This window comes from Intrasporangium sp. Soil_C_50 (assembly GCF_057656595.1).
The window spans coordinates 86,744-102,564 of record NZ_JBDGKB010000003.1; the positions used below are offsets into that span (position 1 = coordinate 86,744).

The 15,821-nt window shown below is 72.5% G+C and carries 13 protein-coding genes; 2 read left to right on the forward strand and 11 right to left on the reverse strand.

Going from position 1 to position 15,821, the window contains the following annotated elements; translation table 11 throughout:
• Window positions 1–71: 71 nt before the first annotated feature.
• The 8 genes from AC3A5R_RS10050 to AC3A5R_RS10085 all read right to left on the reverse strand — a co-directional run bounded on the left by AC3A5R_RS10050 (window position 72) and on the right by AC3A5R_RS10085 (window position 10,639).
• Window positions 72–1,151 (reverse strand): ABC transporter ATP-binding protein, encoded by a 1,080-nt coding sequence (locus AC3A5R_RS10050; RefSeq protein WP_487620625.1) that lies wholly within the window; start codon window positions 1,149–1,151, stop codon window positions 72–74.
• Window positions 1,151–1,957, reverse strand: coding sequence for an ABC transporter permease subunit (locus AC3A5R_RS10055; protein ID WP_487620626.1), 807 nt, complete (start codon window positions 1,955–1,957; stop codon window positions 1,151–1,153). The genes AC3A5R_RS10050 and AC3A5R_RS10055 overlap by 1 nt, the downstream gene beginning before the upstream one ends.
• Before the next feature lie 107 nt (window positions 1,958–2,064).
• On the reverse strand, window positions 2,065–3,003 hold the full coding sequence (locus AC3A5R_RS10060) for a carbohydrate ABC transporter permease (RefSeq protein ID WP_487620627.1): 939 nt from the start codon (window positions 3,001–3,003) through the stop codon (window positions 2,065–2,067).
• 43 nt (window positions 3,004–3,046) lie between these two features.
• On the reverse strand, window positions 3,047–4,501 hold the full coding sequence (locus AC3A5R_RS10065; protein ID WP_487620628.1) for an extracellular solute-binding protein: 1,455 nt from the start codon (window positions 4,499–4,501) through the stop codon (window positions 3,047–3,049).
• 186 nt (window positions 4,502–4,687) lie between these two features.
• Window positions 4,688–5,455 (reverse strand): DeoR/GlpR family DNA-binding transcription regulator, encoded by a 768-nt coding sequence (locus AC3A5R_RS10070; RefSeq protein ID WP_487620629.1) that lies wholly within the window; start codon window positions 5,453–5,455, stop codon window positions 4,688–4,690.
• Window positions 5,456–5,692: 237 nt separating this feature from the next.
• Window positions 5,693–6,670, reverse strand: a complete 978-nt coding sequence (locus tag AC3A5R_RS10075; protein WP_487620630.1) for a cation diffusion facilitator family transporter — start codon at window positions 6,668–6,670, stop codon at window positions 5,693–5,695.
• A 105-nt stretch (window positions 6,671–6,775) separates the two neighbouring features.
• Entirely contained in the window at window positions 6,776–9,100 is a 2,325-nt protein-coding gene (locus AC3A5R_RS10080) for a glycoside hydrolase family 31 protein (protein WP_487620631.1), read from the reverse strand.
• Window positions 9,101–9,235: 135 nt separating this feature from the next.
• Window positions 9,236–10,639: an FAD-dependent oxidoreductase gene (locus AC3A5R_RS10085; protein WP_487620632.1), complete on the reverse strand. Its 1,404-nt coding sequence runs from the start codon at window positions 10,637–10,639 to the stop codon at window positions 9,236–9,238.
• A 252-nt stretch (window positions 10,640–10,891) separates the two neighbouring features.
• Here AC3A5R_RS10085 and AC3A5R_RS10090 point away from each other — a divergent pair, with 252 nt between their 5' ends.
• Window positions 10,892–11,302 carry a cupin domain-containing protein gene (locus AC3A5R_RS10090; protein WP_487620633.1) on the forward strand — a complete coding sequence of 137 codons (411 nt, stop codon included), beginning with the start codon at window positions 10,892–10,894 and terminating at the stop codon, window positions 11,300–11,302.
• Window positions 11,302–11,685: an SRPBCC family protein gene (locus AC3A5R_RS10095; RefSeq protein WP_487620634.1), complete on the forward strand. Its 384-nt coding sequence runs from the start codon at window positions 11,302–11,304 to the stop codon at window positions 11,683–11,685. Before AC3A5R_RS10090 ends, AC3A5R_RS10095 begins: the two co-directional genes overlap by 1 nt.
• An 86-nt stretch (window positions 11,686–11,771) precedes the next feature.
• On the opposite strand, the gene AC3A5R_RS10100 is transcribed toward AC3A5R_RS10095, so the two are convergent.
• The 3 genes from AC3A5R_RS10100 to AC3A5R_RS10110 form a co-directional block, all read right to left on the reverse strand.
• Entirely contained in the window at window positions 11,772–13,736 is a 1,965-nt protein-coding gene (locus AC3A5R_RS10100) for a hypothetical protein (protein WP_487620635.1), read from the reverse strand.
• A gap of 244 nt (window positions 13,737–13,980) precedes the next feature.
• Entirely contained in the window at window positions 13,981–15,120 is a 1,140-nt protein-coding gene (locus AC3A5R_RS10105; protein ID WP_487620636.1) for a hypothetical protein, read from the reverse strand.
• 1 nt (window position 15,121) lies between these two features.
• A complete protein-coding gene (locus tag AC3A5R_RS10110; protein WP_487620637.1) occupies window positions 15,122–15,643 on the reverse strand; it encodes a hypothetical protein in 522 nt (173 codons plus the stop codon).
• Between the last annotated feature and the right edge of the window lie 178 nt (window positions 15,644–15,821).

Sequence of the window (15,821 nt, forward strand, 5' to 3'; positions counted from 1 at the left end):
GTACCCACCTCCGCTCTACGTGAAGCAGCGTTCGCCCGCTCATGGCGTCCGGCCCCTCAGCTCCACCGACCTCATGGCGACAGCAGCTCCCCCTCGGCGTCGTAGAGGAGCACCCGTCCGGAGATCGGGGCGACCCCCACGACCGCCCCGACCTCCGGCTCGGCGCCCTCGGGTGCCACCACCTGCACCCGCTGGCCGTCATCGGTGCGCGCGGTCACGAGGACGCTCGCACCCAGGCTCTCCGTCGTGTCGACGGTGCCCTTGAACACGAGGGGACCGTCGGCGTCGACCTTCGCGTACTCGGGTCGGAATGCCACCGTCACCTCGCCGTCCGCGGCGTCGGGACCCACCCACCCGGCCGAGACGGCGTCGACACCCTCGAGGGGGCCGACCTGCAGCGACCCGCTGCGAAGCGTGCCGGGCAGCATGTTCATCGGCGTCGACCCGATGAAGTTGGCGACGAACGTGTTCGCCGGCCGCCGGAAGATCTCCGACGGCGTGCCGAGCTGGCGGATCCGCCCGGCCTCCATGACCGCGATCTGGTCGGCCATCGCGAGCGCCTCGCTCTGGTCGTGCGTCACGAAGACCGTCGTGACCCCGAGGTCGCGCTGCAGCCGCTTGAGGAAGGTGCGGGCCTCGAGGCGCAGGCGCGCGTCGAGGTTCGACAGCGGCTCGTCGAGGAGGAAGACGCTCGGCTGGCAGGCCATCGCGCGGGCCAGCGCGACGCGCTGCTGCTGGCCGCCGGAGAGCTCGCCGGGGCGTCGGTCCATGAGCGCCGACAGGCCGAGACCCTCACCCGTGTCGGCGGCCTTCGCGGCGCGCTCGCTGCGGCCGACCTTCTTGATGCGCAGGGGGTAGGCGATGTTGTCGGTGACCGTCATGTGCGGGAAGAGCGCGTAGTCCTGGAAGACCATCGCGACGTTGCGCTCGCCTGGCGTCAGCGTCGTGACGTCGCGGTCGCCGATGCCGATCGAGCCGCCCGACGCCGCCTCGAGCCCCGCGATGGTGCGCAGCAGGGTCGTCTTGCCGCAGCCCGACGGGCCGAGCAGCGCGAAGAACGACCCGTCCTCGACCGTCAGGTCGAGACCGTCGATCGCGGTGACGTCACCCGGGTAGACCTTGGTCAGGCCCTCGATGTGGATGCTGGCCATCAGCTCTTGATGCCTCCGTGGAACCGGAACCCGTAGCGTCGGTTGACGAACAGGTAGAGCGCCACCACCGGCAGCGCGTAGACGAGCGAGAACGCCGAGATGAGAGGCAGATTCGCCTGCCCGCCCTCGGAGTAGAACGTGTACATGACGACGCCGGCCGGGATCTTTGCCGGGTCGCGCAGCAGGATGTACGAGGTGAGGAAGTCGCTCCACACGTTGACGAGCGCCCACACGGCGATGGTCGCGAGGCCCGGGCGGACGATCGGCATGACGACGTGGCGCAGCACCTGCGTCGGGCTGGCGCCGAACACCCGCGCGCTCTCCTCGTAGGACTTCGGCGTCGCGTCCATGAAGTCCTTGAGGATGAAGATCGCGGCCGGCAGCAGACCGCCCGTCAGCACGAGGATCACGCCGGAGCGGTCGTCGATGAGGTTGAGCTGGAACATCAGCTGGAAGATCGGCACCATCGCCGCCGTGCCCGTGACGATCGAGCTGAGCAGCAGCAGCCCGTAGAGGATCCCGTTGCGGCCCGGGATGCGCACCCGCGACAGCGAGTAGGCCGCGAGCGCCGCGAGGGCCGTGACGCCGAGCATCGTGCCGCCGGCCAGGTACACCGAGTTCTTGAGCGAGGAGAACGCGTACGGGTTCTCCGACAGCTTGCGGAAGTTGTCGAGCGTCCAGTCGGGCCAGCTGACGTCGAGCCCCGGGTGCGCGTCGAACGGCGCTGTGACGAGCCACAGCATCGGCAGCGCCCAGAACGCCACGACGACGGCGAGGAAGGCCACGAGCGCGAGGTGCCCGACCACCGACCGGGTCCGCGCCGGCCGGCGCGTCGGCCGCCGCGTCGACGCCTTCACCGGCGCCGTGGCCGCCTCTGTCACAGACGCTTTCACTGGCGTGCTCATCGGCGCGCTCACCGACGTTCCCGGAGCAGGCGCACGTAGAAGAGCGCGATGACGAGGTTGATGACGAGCATGATGAAGGAGATCGCCGATCCGTAGCCCAGCTGCCCGCCGTAGAGGGCCTTGTTGTAGATGAAGACCGGCAGCGTCTCGCTCGCGTGGTTCGGGCCGCCGGCCGTCAGCAGGTAGGGCGAGAAGTCGTTGAAGGTCCACAGGCTGATGAGCAGCGTGTTCGTCAGCACGTGCCCGCGGATGTGCGGCAGGACGACGTCGCGCAGCTGCGCGAACGTCCCCGCGCCGGCCAGCCGCGCCGACTCCAGCTGCGAGGGCGGGACCGCCCCGAGCGCGGCCGAGAACAGCAGCATCGAGAACGCCGTGCCGCGCCACGTGTTGAAGACGATGATCGAGGCCATCGGGTGCTCGAGCAGCCACTCGGTGCCCGGCGTGTGGAGCAGCGCGTTGAGGGTGCCCCCGTCACCGGAGAGGTAGGCCACCCAGAGGAACGCGACGATCGAGCTCGGCAGGATCCACGCGAGCAGCACGAGCAGCTCGATGGCCGACCGGACGAGCTTCGGCACGCTGCGCAACGTCCACGCGAGCGCGAAGCCGGCCACGGTCTGGCCGATGATCGCCGACCCGAGCACGAAGAGCACCGTCAGCCACAGCGAGTTGCGGAAGTCGGGGTCGACGAGGGCCTCGCGGAAGTTGTCGAGACCGACGAACTGGGGGTTGGCCGCCTGGATCCCGGTGAGGCGGTAGTCGGTGGTGCCGAGGTACACGGTCCACACCGCCGGCACGACGAGGAAGGCCGTGACGAGGACGAGCGCCGGCGCCACGAGCGCGGCCGCCCGCCGGCGCCCCAGCCCCGCCGCGTCGACCGTCGCCCTGGACGACGCCCGAGCCGATGCCTTGGCGGACGCCTTGGCCGACGCTCGGGTCGTCACGGTCATCGGGGGCCCGCCTCCCCCTGCAGAGGCGGGCACCCGCGACCCCTCACGACGTCGACACCTTGTCGGCGCCTCCGACGGCCTTGTCGACCGCCGATCCGTAGGTCTTCGAGGCCTCCTCGACGCTCTTGCCGGACACGATGTCGGCCGTGGCCTGCTGCAGCGCCTGGGAGACCTGCGGGTAGACGGCCAGGCCGGGACGGTAGTGCGTGACCGGCAGGACCTTGGTCGAGATGAACGACAGCAGCGGGTCCTTGGCCAGCACCTGCGCGTTGACGTCCTGGCGGGCGGTGACCTTCGCCGACCCGTGGAGGAGGGCGTTGATGGCGTCGGCCGACCCGATGAACTGGAGCAGCTCCCACGCCTGCTGCGGGTACTTCGTGTTCGGGTTGAGGAAGTAGCCGCCGCCACCGGACATCGACACGTAGTCGGTGCCGCCGACACCGGAACCGGGCTCGCGAGCCGGGATGTAGGCCCAGCCGACGTCGGCGTCGCGGGTGGCCATCGGGGCGTCGCCGTTGTCGGGGTTGATGACCGAGCGCCAGAAGTAGTCGCCCTCGAGGAGGATCCCGACCTTGCCCGCGGCGAACGCGGCGAAGGACTCGTCACGACCCTTGGCGGCCTGCTGGAAGCTCTTGCTCGACAGCCCCTGGTCCATGAGCTGCTTGTAGAAGGTCAGCACGTCGCGCACGGCCTTGGTGTCGCCCTGCCACTTGCCGTCGGCGTAGATCTCCGAGCCGGCGCCGGCGAGCAGCGGCAGCACACCCTGCATCGTCGTGGCCTCGCCCATCGCCGTGCCGGCGTTGATCTGGATCGGGTCGACGCCCTGGACCGCCTTGAGCTTGGTGCCGGCGTCGACGATGTCCTGCCACGACTTCGGCTGCCAGTCGGCGGGCAGCCCGGCCTTGGCGAAGAGCTTCTTGTTGAAGTAGAGGACGCGCCCGTCGGTGCCCGCGGGGATGCCGTACACCTTGTCCTCGAACGACACGTTGGCCTGCACGGCCTTGGGGATCTGCGACCAGCCCTCCCACTTGGTCACGTCGGGCCCGGCGACGTCGGTGAGCGGCTTGAGGTAGCCGGCCTGGGCGAACTCGCCGACCCAGATGCCGTCGAGGGCCATGATGTCGGCGCCCGCTCGGCTCTTGAGGTCGAGCGCGACCTTCGTCTTGTACTGCTCGTCGTCGACGCCGGACGGCTGGAAGGTCACCTTGACGGTGACGCCCTTGGCCTTCTGCTGCTGGGTGAAGGTCGGGATGACGTACTTGGTGTACCAGTCGGCCTCGTCCGCGTTCTTGCCTCCGGCGATGGAGTTGGACGTGATCGTCAGCGTGACGTCCTTGGCGCCGGCGTTCTGCGTCGGGTTGGCCGACGTCGACCCGCTCCGGTCGCAGGCCGCCCCCACCAGGGCGACGGAGGCGGCGATGCCGATGACGACGGTGCGACGCAGCGGGCGCGACGGTGATCGGCGCGATGCGGCGTGGGCTGCGGGGCGGACATCCATGGGTGTGGCTCCTTCTCCGGGTGGCGGGCTGACGTGTCTGGGCGGCGGGGCCGCCGGGGTGACGGGCTGGCTACGGGGGCTGAGGGAGGCTCCGGGGGCGATGGGGTTTGGGGGCTACGGGGCGATGGGGGTTGGGGCTACGGGGTTACGCGGGGTACGGATTGCCGGGGGCTGGGCTCCGGACTGCTATGGGCTGGGCTCGGGCGCGAGCAGGATCTCCGTCCCGCTCTCACGGGCGCGGGTGAGCGTGTACGGGTCGGCGAGCGAGGTCGTGATGACCGTCGAGACGGACCCGAGGTCGCAGACGCGGATCGAGCCCTTCCCGGGGAACTTCGTGTGGTCGGCGAGGAGGACGACGCGTCCGCCGCTCTCGACGAGACGACGCTTCGTCGGCACCTCGACGGTCGTCGTGTCGAGGATCCAGCCCTCGGCGTCGACGCCGCTGGTGCCGAGGAAGACGAGCGACGCGCTGATGTGCCGCAACGCGTCCTCGGTGAGTGGCCCGACGAGCGAGTGGTACCGGCGGCGGACGACGCCCCCGAGGAGAACGAGGTCGACGACCGGGTCGTCGCGCAGTGCGTCGAGGACTGCGAGGCTCGGGGTGATGACGGTGATGGGCCGGCCCCTCAGCTCGCGGGCCAGGGCACCGGTGGTCGTGCCGATGTCGAGCAGGACGGTGTCGCCGTCGCGGACGAGGGCCGCGGCGGCCTTGGCGATGCGGTGCTTCTCGGCGGCCGCGTCGTCGGCGACCTCCTCGTAGGGACGGTCGATCTCGACCGGCAGCGCAGGGGCGGCCCCGCCGTGGACCCGCCGCACGAGACCGGCATCGGCCAGCTCGGCGAGGTCGCGCCGGATGGTGGCCGACGACACGCCCAGGCGCACGACGAGGTCCTGGACGGAGACGGCTCCGTCTCGTACCTCGTCGGTGATGGCGCGGTGCCTCGCGTACCTCACGCTCAGAGCGTTGCACAGAAATGAGCGAAAATGCGCGTTGCTGAGCGGCGAAACGTGAGCCTGCTCAGGAGGCGCTCACTCGCGCGGGTTTCCGTGGCGACGTACCCGGAACCGGACGCGTCAAGCCCAGCGGGAGAGAGGCGTCGAGCGGGCACGCGGGGGACGCGCCAAGCGCAGCGGGACAGCCGCTGCAAGCGCGCAGGCGTGGGACGCGTCGAGCGGTGGGGACGGAGGGCGTCAGGCGGCGGGCGCGGCGTCGGGCTCGAGGGTGGGCGCGTCGGGACGCGACAGCGTGATCATGGCGCGCTCGATGGCGTCGGAGTCCTCGATGCGTCGCCCGATGGCCGTGAGCTTCTCGGCGACCTGCGACTCCGTCTCGTCGCCCACGAGGTCGACCGCCGCGACGAGCAGCATCCGGCTCGGGCCGACGAACTCGAGGTGCAGGAACGTCACGCGCTCGACCTCCGGGCTGTCGGTCAGCTCGCCGAGCACCTTGCGCCACAGCTCGGGCCGCACCGTCTCGCCCACGAGGAAGTCGCGGTTGCGGTTGATGAGGTAGATGGCTACGACGCCGAGCAGCAGGCCGACGAGGATCGAGCCCACGGCGTCCCACACGGCGTTGCCGGTGACCTGGTGCAGCAGGATGCCGGTGCCGGCGAGGACAATGCCGACGAGCGCCGCGGCGTCCTCGGCGAAGACGGCCCGCAGCGTCGGGTTCGAGGTGTAGCCGAGGTAGGGCAGCGCGTGCAGGCCGCGCTGGCGCGCCTCGGCCCGGGTCTGCCGGCTCGCCTGGACGAACGACACGCTCTCGAGGACGAACGCGATGCCGAGCACGACGTACGCCCAGAAGTACTCGGTCTCCCCCTCCGGCGCCGTCAGCGACTGGATGCCGTGCCACACCGACACGACCGCGCCGGCCCCGAAGAGCCCGAACGCCGCGAACATCGACCACACGTACGCCTCGCGGCCGTAGCCGAACGGGTGCTGGTCGTCGCGCGGCTTCGCGGCACGTCGCTCGGCGGTGAGCAGGAAGATCTCGTTGCCCGCGTCGGCCCACGAGTGCGCAGCCTCGGCCACCATCGACGCCGACCCGGTGATGACCGCGACGACGGACTTGGCGATGGCGATGAGGGTGTTCGCCGCGAGGGCGACGATGACGGTGACGAGGCTCTCGCCACCGTTCTTGCCACCGGAGGACTTCGCGTCGTCGGCCATGCTCGAATCCTTACCCTCCGCCTCGCGCCGCACAACGCCCGATCCGCACCACGCCCGTGTCCACAACGCTTGCGCCGCACCACTCCCATGCGGCCGCGGGTCGGGTCAGGACGCCGAGTGCCGGACCTCGCGGAACGACGTGCGGCGGTGGCCCGGGTAGGCCTCGCCGGTGGTGTCGTGGGCCACGGTGGTCTCGCCGCCGGACCGCGTCACCGCGATCGTCGTGACGAGCTGCGGCACGCCGTCGCCGGAGGTGAGACCGTCGTCCTCGACGAGCGTCGACTCCCAGGAGCCGTCGGCGGCGGGCTCGAAGACGTGCAGCTCGATCGTCTCGGGGGCGTAGCGGTCGGTCGACGCCGGCGCCTCCTGCCACATCGGGATCGCCGATCCCGCGCGGGCGAAGAGCGGGATCCGCTCGCGGGGAGCGTCGACCGTGACCGTCTGCCGGCCCTCGTGCAGCTCGCCGGTATGCCAGTCGTACCAGTGGCCCTCGGGCAGGTACACGGTGCGGGAGGTGGCGCCCGCCTCGTACACCGGTGCGACGAGCAGGTCACGGCCGAAGAGGTACTGGTCGTCGAGGTCGACGACGGCCGCATCGTCCTGGAAGTCGAGGACGAGCGGACGCTGCACCGGCTCTCCGGTCTGCGACGCGCGCACGAACGCGGAGTAGATGTACGGCATGAGGCGGTAGCGCAGGCGCACGGCCTCGCGGACCAGCTCGTGGACCTCCGGTCCGAACGACCACGGGTACTGGTCGACGTTGTCGGTCTCGGAGTGGTTGCGGCAGAAGGGAGTCAGCGTGCCCGCCTGCATCCAGCGCAGGAAGAGCTCCGCGTTGGTGTCGCCCTGGAAGCCGCCGATGTCGGCGCCGACGAAGGGCTGGCCGGACAGGCCGAAGCCGCAGGCCATCGGCATGCTGACCCAGAGGTGGTCCCAGCGGGCCTGGTTGTCGCCCATCCAGTTGGCGGCGTACCGCTGGATGCCGGCAGACCCGGCACGCGACAGGATGAAGGTGCGCGCCTGGGGCCGGACCTTGCGCAGCCCTTCGAGCGTACCCATCGCCATGAGCATCGCGTACTGGTTGTGGAAGCGCTCGTGGGTGGCGCGGCCCTGGTCGAAGAGCATCTCCCCCGGCGGGATCTCGCCGGTCGCCGGCTCGTTCATGTCGTTCCAGATGCCGGCCAGCCCGGACTCCACGTGGCGGGCGTTGAGCTCGCCCCACCAGGCGCGGGCCTCGGGCGTCGCGAAGTCGGGGAACACCGTGTTCCCCGGCCACACCTGGCCGATGTACGTGTCCCCGCCCTCGGTGCGGCAGAAGACGTTCTTCTCCAGACCGTCGTCGTAGACCTCGTAGCCCGGGTCGTGCTTGACGCCCGGGTCGACGATCGTGATGGCGCGGTATCCCTGTTCGGCGAGGCTCTTGAGCATGCCCGCGGGGTCCGGGTAGCGGTCCGAGTCCCACGTGAAGACGCGATAGCCGTCCATGTAGTCGATGTCGAGCCAGACCGCGTCACAAGGGAACTCGTCGTCCCGGTAGCGCTTGGCGATCACCTCGATGTCCTGCTGCTTGTAGGCGTGCCAGCGGCAGTGGTGGTAACCGAGCGCCCAGATCGGGGGCAGCGACGCCCGTCCGGTCAGCCACGTGTACCGCTCGATGACCGACGCCATGGCCGGCCCGGCGAAGACGTACTCGGTCCACTGGCCGCCGTGAAAGCTGATGCGGTACTCGTCGTCCTGGCTGAAGCCGTACTCACCGCGGTAGCCGTTGTCAACGAACGACCCTGCGACAGAGCCGGACTCGGCCGAGCGGTGGTGGAAGAAGGGGATGTTCACGTAGTACGGGTCGAACTCGACGCTCGTCATGTCGGCTCGCGGGTCGTCGGCGGCCAGGCCGGCGCGGAACTCGGCGGTCGCGTGCTCGTTGAGCACGTCGGTGTTCCACAGCGTGAAGTCGCGGCCGCGCCGGTTGAGCCGGCCGCCCTTCTCCCCCAAGCCGTAGATCGCGTCGTCGCGGCCGATGCGGCGCCGGGTCGTCCACGCGTCGTTGAGGGTGGCGTACGTCCAGTACCGGCCGGACGCGTCGGGCGCCGACTCGATGACGGGCGAGCCGTCGGCGCGGTGGACGTCGACGCGGAAGGGGTCGAGCCACAGCGTGACGACGAGGTCGGCGGTGCGCAGCCGCCACGCGTCCGCCCCCTCCTCGACCGACCACTCGACGCCCCGGGACAGGGGGTCGGCCAGCGGGTCGATGCACACCGCATGGGTCGGCTTCTCGTCGAACGCTCCGCCGCGGCTCATCCTCAGCCGCACGACGTCGTCGCGCACCGCCTCGACGAGGAAGGTCTCGCCGTGCAGGTGGGCGCGCAGGCCGCGCTCGCCCTGCTCGACCGAGTCGACGCGTTCGAAGCGGATGAAGTGGTCGGTCCTCATGGTGCTCGTGGTCCTTGCTGCCGAGATCGACGTGGTGCTGGGGAGCGTGCTGACGGGCGTTCTGTGAGTGGGCCGCAGACCACGGTATGCCGTGGCCCGTGGGGCGGCGCAACGTCGAGGCCAACGGACGCCCGCTCAGCGAGACGGCGGACCGACGCGGGGGTGCACGACCGGTGTGCCGCTGGCCACCGGCGACCTCCCGGCGTAGCGCACCACCCGTGCGACGAGGGCCGGGCGGGCCAGGGCGCTCGGTGGGTCGGCGAGCTGGATGACGCGGTTGAAGGCCCGTGCGACCTCGACCGACGAGTGGCTGGCGCGCACGATGCGTCGCACGTAGGCGTTGAGCGCCGCCGAGCCAGGTGGGCGAGGCCCGGTCGTGGCCGGGTGCCCGAAGTCACCGCCCACCGCGATACGCCAAGGAGCATCGATGACGCGAGCGGCCCTGCGGTAGAACCGCTTCGGCAGGTCGCTGGACCGCAGGCCGGTGACATCCGAGCGTGCCAGGGCAGCTGTCACGACGCGTCCGAGCGCCTCGGCCTGCAGGGCCGCCGACGTCATGCCCTGCCCGTAGATCGGGTCGAAGCTGCATGCGGCGTCGCCGAGGCTGACGATGCCCGGCACCGGCTCGCGCACCTTCTCGTGGTGCCGGCGCTGGCTCGAGGGGAACCGGTAGGTCTCGACGTCTCCGATGCGCTCGCACCGCTCGAGCAGCTCGGCCACCACGGGGGTCGGCAGCCCCCGCGCGAACTCGCGCATCGAGGCGTCGGTCGAGCCCGGTGAGTCGCCGTGGACCCCCGCGAGCGTCAGCTGCCACCGCCCGCCCTCGACGGGCAGCACCGCCCCGGCCCGGAACGTGCCGGGGTTGTCCTGGCACACGACGAACGTGCCCTCGAAGTCGGCGGAGCCGCGGCGCAGCAGGCACGACGCGTACGCGATGTCGATGCCGACGCGCGTCACGGGAGGGGCCACGATGCCGGCATCGGCGAGGTCGTGCGCGATGGCCGAGCTGCGGCCCGAGCAGTCGACGACGAGGTCAGCCGGCCGCTCGACGCCCTCCACGACGACCCCGGTCACCCGCACCGGCGCCGCGTGCGACACCTCCTCCGACGGCACCCCCTGGGACAGCGGCCCTCGGGACAGCGCCCCTTGGTACAGCGTGACCCGCTCGACGCGCACACCCGACTCGACGGTGACGTTCGACAGCGCCGTGACGCGGGCACGCACGACGCTCTCCAGGAGCGGACGCGTCATGCTGAGGACGGGCCGACCCCAGTCACCCCGGGCCCGGTAGGCCCCGCCCTGGTGCACGTAGGCGTCCGAGCCGTCCGTCGGCACGGCGCCACGCGCGACGAGCTCGTCCTCGATGCCGGGGAACCAGAGGCTGAGCCGGTCGAGGCCGGCCGACAGGAGCAGGTGCAGATGGCGCCCCTGGGGTACGCGGCCGCGAGGGCGCACCTCGTCGGGGAAGTGCTCGCGCTCGAGGACGACGACCTCTCCCACGAGGCCGGCGAGCGCCCGCGCTGTGAGGAGCCCGGCCATGCTCGCACCCACGACGACGACCCGGCCGCGAGCGCGATCGGCCCCGCTGGTGCCCTCGGTCTGGGGCTCCGGTCGGGGCTCTGGTTGGAGCTCTGAAGTGGGCACGGCAGCTCCCGTCGTCCGCCCACCATCGAGGCTAAGGCCGCGGAACAGCCCGTGGGGCGTTCCGCCGGGCACGCTCCCGCCGACCGGCCCGCCCCGGAGCCGTGGAGCCTGTTGGAGCGCCGGGCCCGCGTCCGGTTTCATGGGTGGATGGACGACCACGCTGCAGACCAGCACGACCCGGCGACGCCGTGCACCCGCGTCGGCGGCGACGAGCTGACGGCCGCCGACCCGACTCCCGGGATGGCCCGGCAGGTCGCGCTGCACACCGAGACGATGTGGTCCGGCACCGTCGACACCGAGGCCGGCACGACGTCGGGCTGGCACCACCACGGCGACCACGACACGACGCTCTACATCGTCTCGGGGCGGATGCGCCTCGAGTCCGGCCCCGGTGGCCGCGACGTCGTCGAAGCCGGCCCCGGCGACTTCCTCCGGGTGCCCGCCGGCGCGGTGCACCGCGAGTCCAACCCGGGCGACGCGACGTCACGCGCCGTCATCGTGCGGTGCGGCTCCGGCACCCCGACCGTCAACGTCGACGGCCCGGCACCCGGTCGATGATGCGCCTGCGGCTCACCGCCACCGGCGACGCCCCGCCCGGGGTCGTGTGGGAGCGGTATCGCGACCTGCGGCTGTGGCCGACCTGGTCGCCCCAGGTGCGCGGCGTCGATGCCCCGGCCGACCTCCTCGCGACGGGGTTGCGCGGCATCGTCGTCGGGCCGGTCGGCGTGCGCCTGCCGTTCGAGGTGCTCGACGTCGACGAGGCGTCGATGACCTGGCGCTGGCGCGTCCGGGTCGGGTTCGTCGACGCCGTCCTCGACCACGCGGTGCGCGCTGCACCGCGGGGGACCACCACCGACCTCGTCGTCACGGCGCCCTCGGTGTTCGCGCTCGGCTACTCACCGGTGGCGCGGCTCGCGCTCCACCGGCTCGTCCGGGCCTGACCGATCGGCCCGCGCGCACGACTGGAGGGCACAGCCCGAGGAACGACCCGAACCAGACCGAACCACGATTCGAAAAGCTCTGTGCGTCAGGCCTGCCCGGCCGCCGCCGACTCACCCACCAGGCGCCCGGCCGCAGCCGCCGCGATGGCGGTGCGACACGCGTCGACGATCTCGGTCAGCGACCCGTCGGGGTCGACCGAACGCTCGAGGGCGACGACCTCGCGCTCCGGCCCCTGCACGCGGAACCCGTCGGGTAGGGCCGAGGCGAGCACGAGCGGCATCGGGTCGGCGTCGGGGTGGCGCAGCGAGGACTCCTCGCGGTCGAGGGTGCCGACATAGATCGGCTCGACGGAGCGTCCGTTGGGCGTCGGTCGCACGACGACGACGTGCACGACATCGCTCGCGACCGCCACGGTGTCGACCTGCTTGACGGCCGCCAGGATCGCCGACGCCAGCCCGGACGCGTAGGCGAGGTTGCGCTCACGCGCGGTGCGCGGCCGCCACGACGACCTCCCGGCCGTGGCGCGCTCGAACACGTCGTCGGCCACGACGACCGGCGGCGGGAACCTCAGGAGGACCGTGACGTAGGGGCGCCCGGTCACCGGGTCGTGGCCGGCGTCGAGGCAGGTGACGTCGCTGCCGGACAGGCGCATCGCCTCGTCGACGACGGCGACGACGGTGGCCGGGTCGTGCTCGCGCAGGAGGCGCCACGCCCCGTCCGCGATGGCCCGCCGACGGTCCGACAGCACCCACCGCGCAATCCGGGTGGCGCGCACGATCTCCGCGGCGCGCTCGACCGCGACCTCACGGCGGCGCTGCAGGGCCTCGCGGTGCAGGTCGGGCTCGCTCGCGCCCTCGACGTCGAGGGCGCGTCGCAGGATCAGCTCCTCCTCGGCGGCGGTGACCGGCGCACGCGGCGCCGGCGCCGGCGGCCGCAGGGGACGGAACGGCTGGCGGTGCAGCGAGCGCAGCTCGGCCTCGACGCGGGCCAACGCCTCCCGGTCGCCGGCCCGGCGCGCAGCGAGCGCCCGGGTCAGGAGGTTCCCGGTGGCGGTGGCGGCCACGCTCGCACCGATGGTCGCGATGCCCTGCTCCGGCACGCCGCGCGTGGCCTCGCCGTTGCGGGACCGTCGCCACAGCGACCTGACCCCCCGGTCGCGTCCCGTCGCGTCGCCGCCGTCACGGTGGCCTCGCGGGGCGCGCCCCTCAGCCGACTCGCCGGCCCGGGCGGGCACGCCGGCGTCGGGGGCCCCGGCCACGAGGGTTGGTCTCATGAGCTCCGCGAGGGCCGCCGCGACGGCGCCGCCGACCAGGAACTGCACGCGGAAGCCCGACGGGTGCGTCACGAGGCGCAGCACCGGCGACAGCCGTGCCCTCGAGGCGCCGGCCGCGCTCGAGGTCGGGTCGACCGTGGCCCGATGGCTCGTGGTGAGCAGCTGGGCCCGCAGGGTCGAGTCCAGGACGGCGGCCGGGTCGGCGCCGGCGCGCGTCCCCTCGAGCGCTGACAAGGCATGCGTGCCGTCGAGGACCGATGCGCCGAAGCTGTCGAACGAGCCGCGCGGGCGGTAGTACTCGCGGCCTGCCCGCTCGTAGACGCCGGCCGCGCGCGCCGCCCCGCCGTGGGTCGCGCCGTACGACGAGCCGTGGGTCGAGCCGTTGGCCGGGTCGGCATGGCTCGAACCCCCGTACGGCGAGCCGATCCAGGCCGAGCCGCCGGACCCCGAGCCACCCTGCGAGCTCACTGGCGAGCTGACCTGCGAACTGCCGTACCCGCGATGGACCGACCTGCCCCGACCCCCGCGCTCGGGGAACAGCGCGGCGAGGGAGACGGTCGACTGCGCGGCGACCGTCGCGACCGGGAACGAGACCTGCGACCGGCGGCCACGGTCCCGCAGCCCGCGCGAGACGTCCGGCCCGCCGTCCATCGTCCAGAAGGTCCACCGCACCGGCGGGTCCGGCCACTCGGGTTCCGGCAGCCAGTCGTCCGCCGGCACCCACGACGACGGTGGGGCCGGCCACCCCGGCGGCGGGTTGAAGCTCACGGTCAGCACAGGTCCCCCTAGACCCAGGCTCCCCACCCCGTCCCCGTGGGCGTGGAGGCGTCACCGGCACACCTGCCGAGGCCCGGCCCGTGCGCTGTCCGCAGCGTAGCGCTGAAACGAGTTCCCTTGCAGCACAAGATTTTTCGGCTACCCGACGCATCATGATCAATCATGAAATGTACCCCGGACGCCAAAACGCCCACTCGTCGCACGAGTGGGCGTTCCGGACGGATCGGACGGCGCCCGGTACGGGTCAGGCGGTGCCCGTCGATCCGCCGGCCGCGCCACCCAGCGCGGCGTCCAGGGCCTCGTCCTCGAGGGCGGCGACGCACGCGCCCACGACGGCCTCGATGTCGGCCTCCGGCGCGAGCGGGGCCAGGTCGTGCGCCGGCCCGTCGAAGGACAGGGGTCGGATGGCGGCGCTGAGGAGCAGGGGCATCGGGTCGGCGGTGGCGGGCCGCAGCGTCACGGCCTCGCGGCTCAGGCTGCCGAGGTACACCGGCTCGAGGCCGGTGCCGCCCTCGGTCGGGCGCACGATGAGCACGTGGACGTCGTCGGCGGCGACGGCGACGGAGATGGCGTGCCGGGCGGTCGCGAGCGCCAGCGACGCGAGGCCGCCGAGGTAGACGGCGTTGCGCTCCGAGACGGTCCGCCGGCGCAGCATGGGTCGGCCGTTGCCGGACAGACCCGGCCCCTTCTCACCGATGATGTCCGGGCGCGGGTAGCGCACGACGACGGTGACGTAGCCGCGCGCCCCGTCCTCCGACCAGCCGGCATCGATGCAGGTGCACGACCCACCGGCCGCGGCGAACTCCGAGTCGAGCTCGGCGATGACGGTGACGCGGTCGTTGCGGGCGAGGTCGGCCCAGCGGTCCTCCAGGGCCGCCCCGTGGTGCTGTCCGACGACGGCGTGCGCCACCTCGGCGGCGGCGGCGAAGCCGTCGGCCTGCACCTCGGCCTCCTCGCGAGCCGCCTTGCGCTCGGCCGGCCGGAACACCGACACCTGCTGGCGGGCGGCGCGGAACGCCTTGCGGTGCAGGTCCTTGTGCACGTGCTCGTCGAGCGGCCGGACCGGCTCGGGCTCGGGCCGGCGCCGAGGCGTGTGGCTGTTGAGGTGCAAGGAGGTGAGCGTCGTCTCGACCTCGGTCAGCGCCGAGACGTCGTCGCCGCGCTGGGCCGCGAGCGCACGCACGGCGAGGACGTCGAGCGACAGCGGCGGCACGCCGGAGGGCCCACGCGACCCGACGCCGGTGCCCACCGTCGCACCGTGGCCCGCGCCGTGAACGGCGTCGGGCTCGGCGGACGGGGAGGCACCGGCGACGAGCGTCGCGCGGAGGCCGGACGCGGTGGAGCCGAGTCGCACCTCGGGTGCGACCCTGATCTGGGCCTCCACGTCAGGCGTCCACCCTGCTGACCGGGAAGAGCAGGCCGTCGACGGCCCACACCTCCTCGGGAGCCAGTCGCGCCGCGGGACGCCGGGGCGTCACGGGGTCGCCGGGCTCGGGCGTGGTCGCGTCCACGTTGGCCGGCGCGCCATGGCCCGTGGCGGTGGGAGCCACCACCGGCTCAGGTGCGACCGGCTCGGGTGCGCGCTCGGACACCCGCTCGGCCGCCCGGAGGCGGGCGAGCCAGGTGCCGCGGTCCGTGCCGTAGGTCGCCACGGTGGACCGGGGAGGGGTTCCCAGCCGTGGCGGATGCGGAACGGACCGCTCGACGTCACCGGCGGAGCCGCCGGCGCTCGGGGCGTCGACGGGTCGGTGGGACCCGGTGGCGTCGATGTCGCTGACGGCGCGCGAACCGACGGGCAGGCCCGCGAGCACGTCGCCGTCCACTCCGCCGCTCGCCACCCGGCGCGGGTCGACCACGGTCCAGAACTCCCAGTCCTCCGGCGGCGCCGGCCAGCTGGGGTCCGGCATCCAGTCATCTCCCGGCGCCCATCCTGCGGACGGAACCGGCCAACCGGGTGGGGCATTGAAGCGCACGGACATGGTCTTTCCCCTTTGAACGCAAACCCCGGAGCACCCCCGTGCTCCGCTCCCTCTGGCCGAAAGGTACGACTCGAAGGCCTCACCGCGTCGCGAAATGGACAAAATC

Bases quoted from the DNA above. Each gene is read 5' to 3' on its own strand.
- AC3A5R_RS10050 (WP_487620625.1), bottom strand. From the start codon at position 1,151: ATGGCCAGCATCCACATCGAGGGCCTGACCAAGGTCTACCCGGGTGAC.
- AC3A5R_RS10060 (WP_487620627.1), bottom strand. From the start codon at position 3,003: ATGACCGTGACGACCCGAGCGTCGGCCAAGGCGTCCGCCAAGGCATCG.
- AC3A5R_RS10065 (WP_487620628.1), bottom strand. From the start codon at position 4,501: ATGGATGTCCGCCCCGCAGCCCACGCCGCATCGCGCCGATCACCGTCG.
- AC3A5R_RS10075 (WP_487620630.1), bottom strand. From the start codon at position 6,670: ATGGCCGACGACGCGAAGTCCTCCGGTGGCAAGAACGGTGGCGAGAGC.
- AC3A5R_RS10080 (WP_487620631.1), bottom strand. From the start codon at position 9,100: ATGAGGACCGACCACTTCATCCGCTTCGAACGCGTCGACTCGGTCGAG.
- AC3A5R_RS10085 (WP_487620632.1), bottom strand. From the start codon at position 10,639: ATGGCCGGGCTCCTCACAGCGCGGGCGCTCGCCGGCCTCGTGGGAGAG.
- AC3A5R_RS10090 (WP_487620633.1), top strand. From the start codon at position 10,892: ATGGACGACCACGCTGCAGACCAGCACGACCCGGCGACGCCGTGCACC.
- AC3A5R_RS10095 (WP_487620634.1), top strand. From the start codon at position 11,302: ATGCGCCTGCGGCTCACCGCCACCGGCGACGCCCCGCCCGGGGTCGTG.
- AC3A5R_RS10110 (WP_487620637.1), bottom strand. From the start codon at position 15,643: ATGCCGGACCCCAGCTGGCCGGCGCCGCCGGAGGACTGGGAGTTCTGG.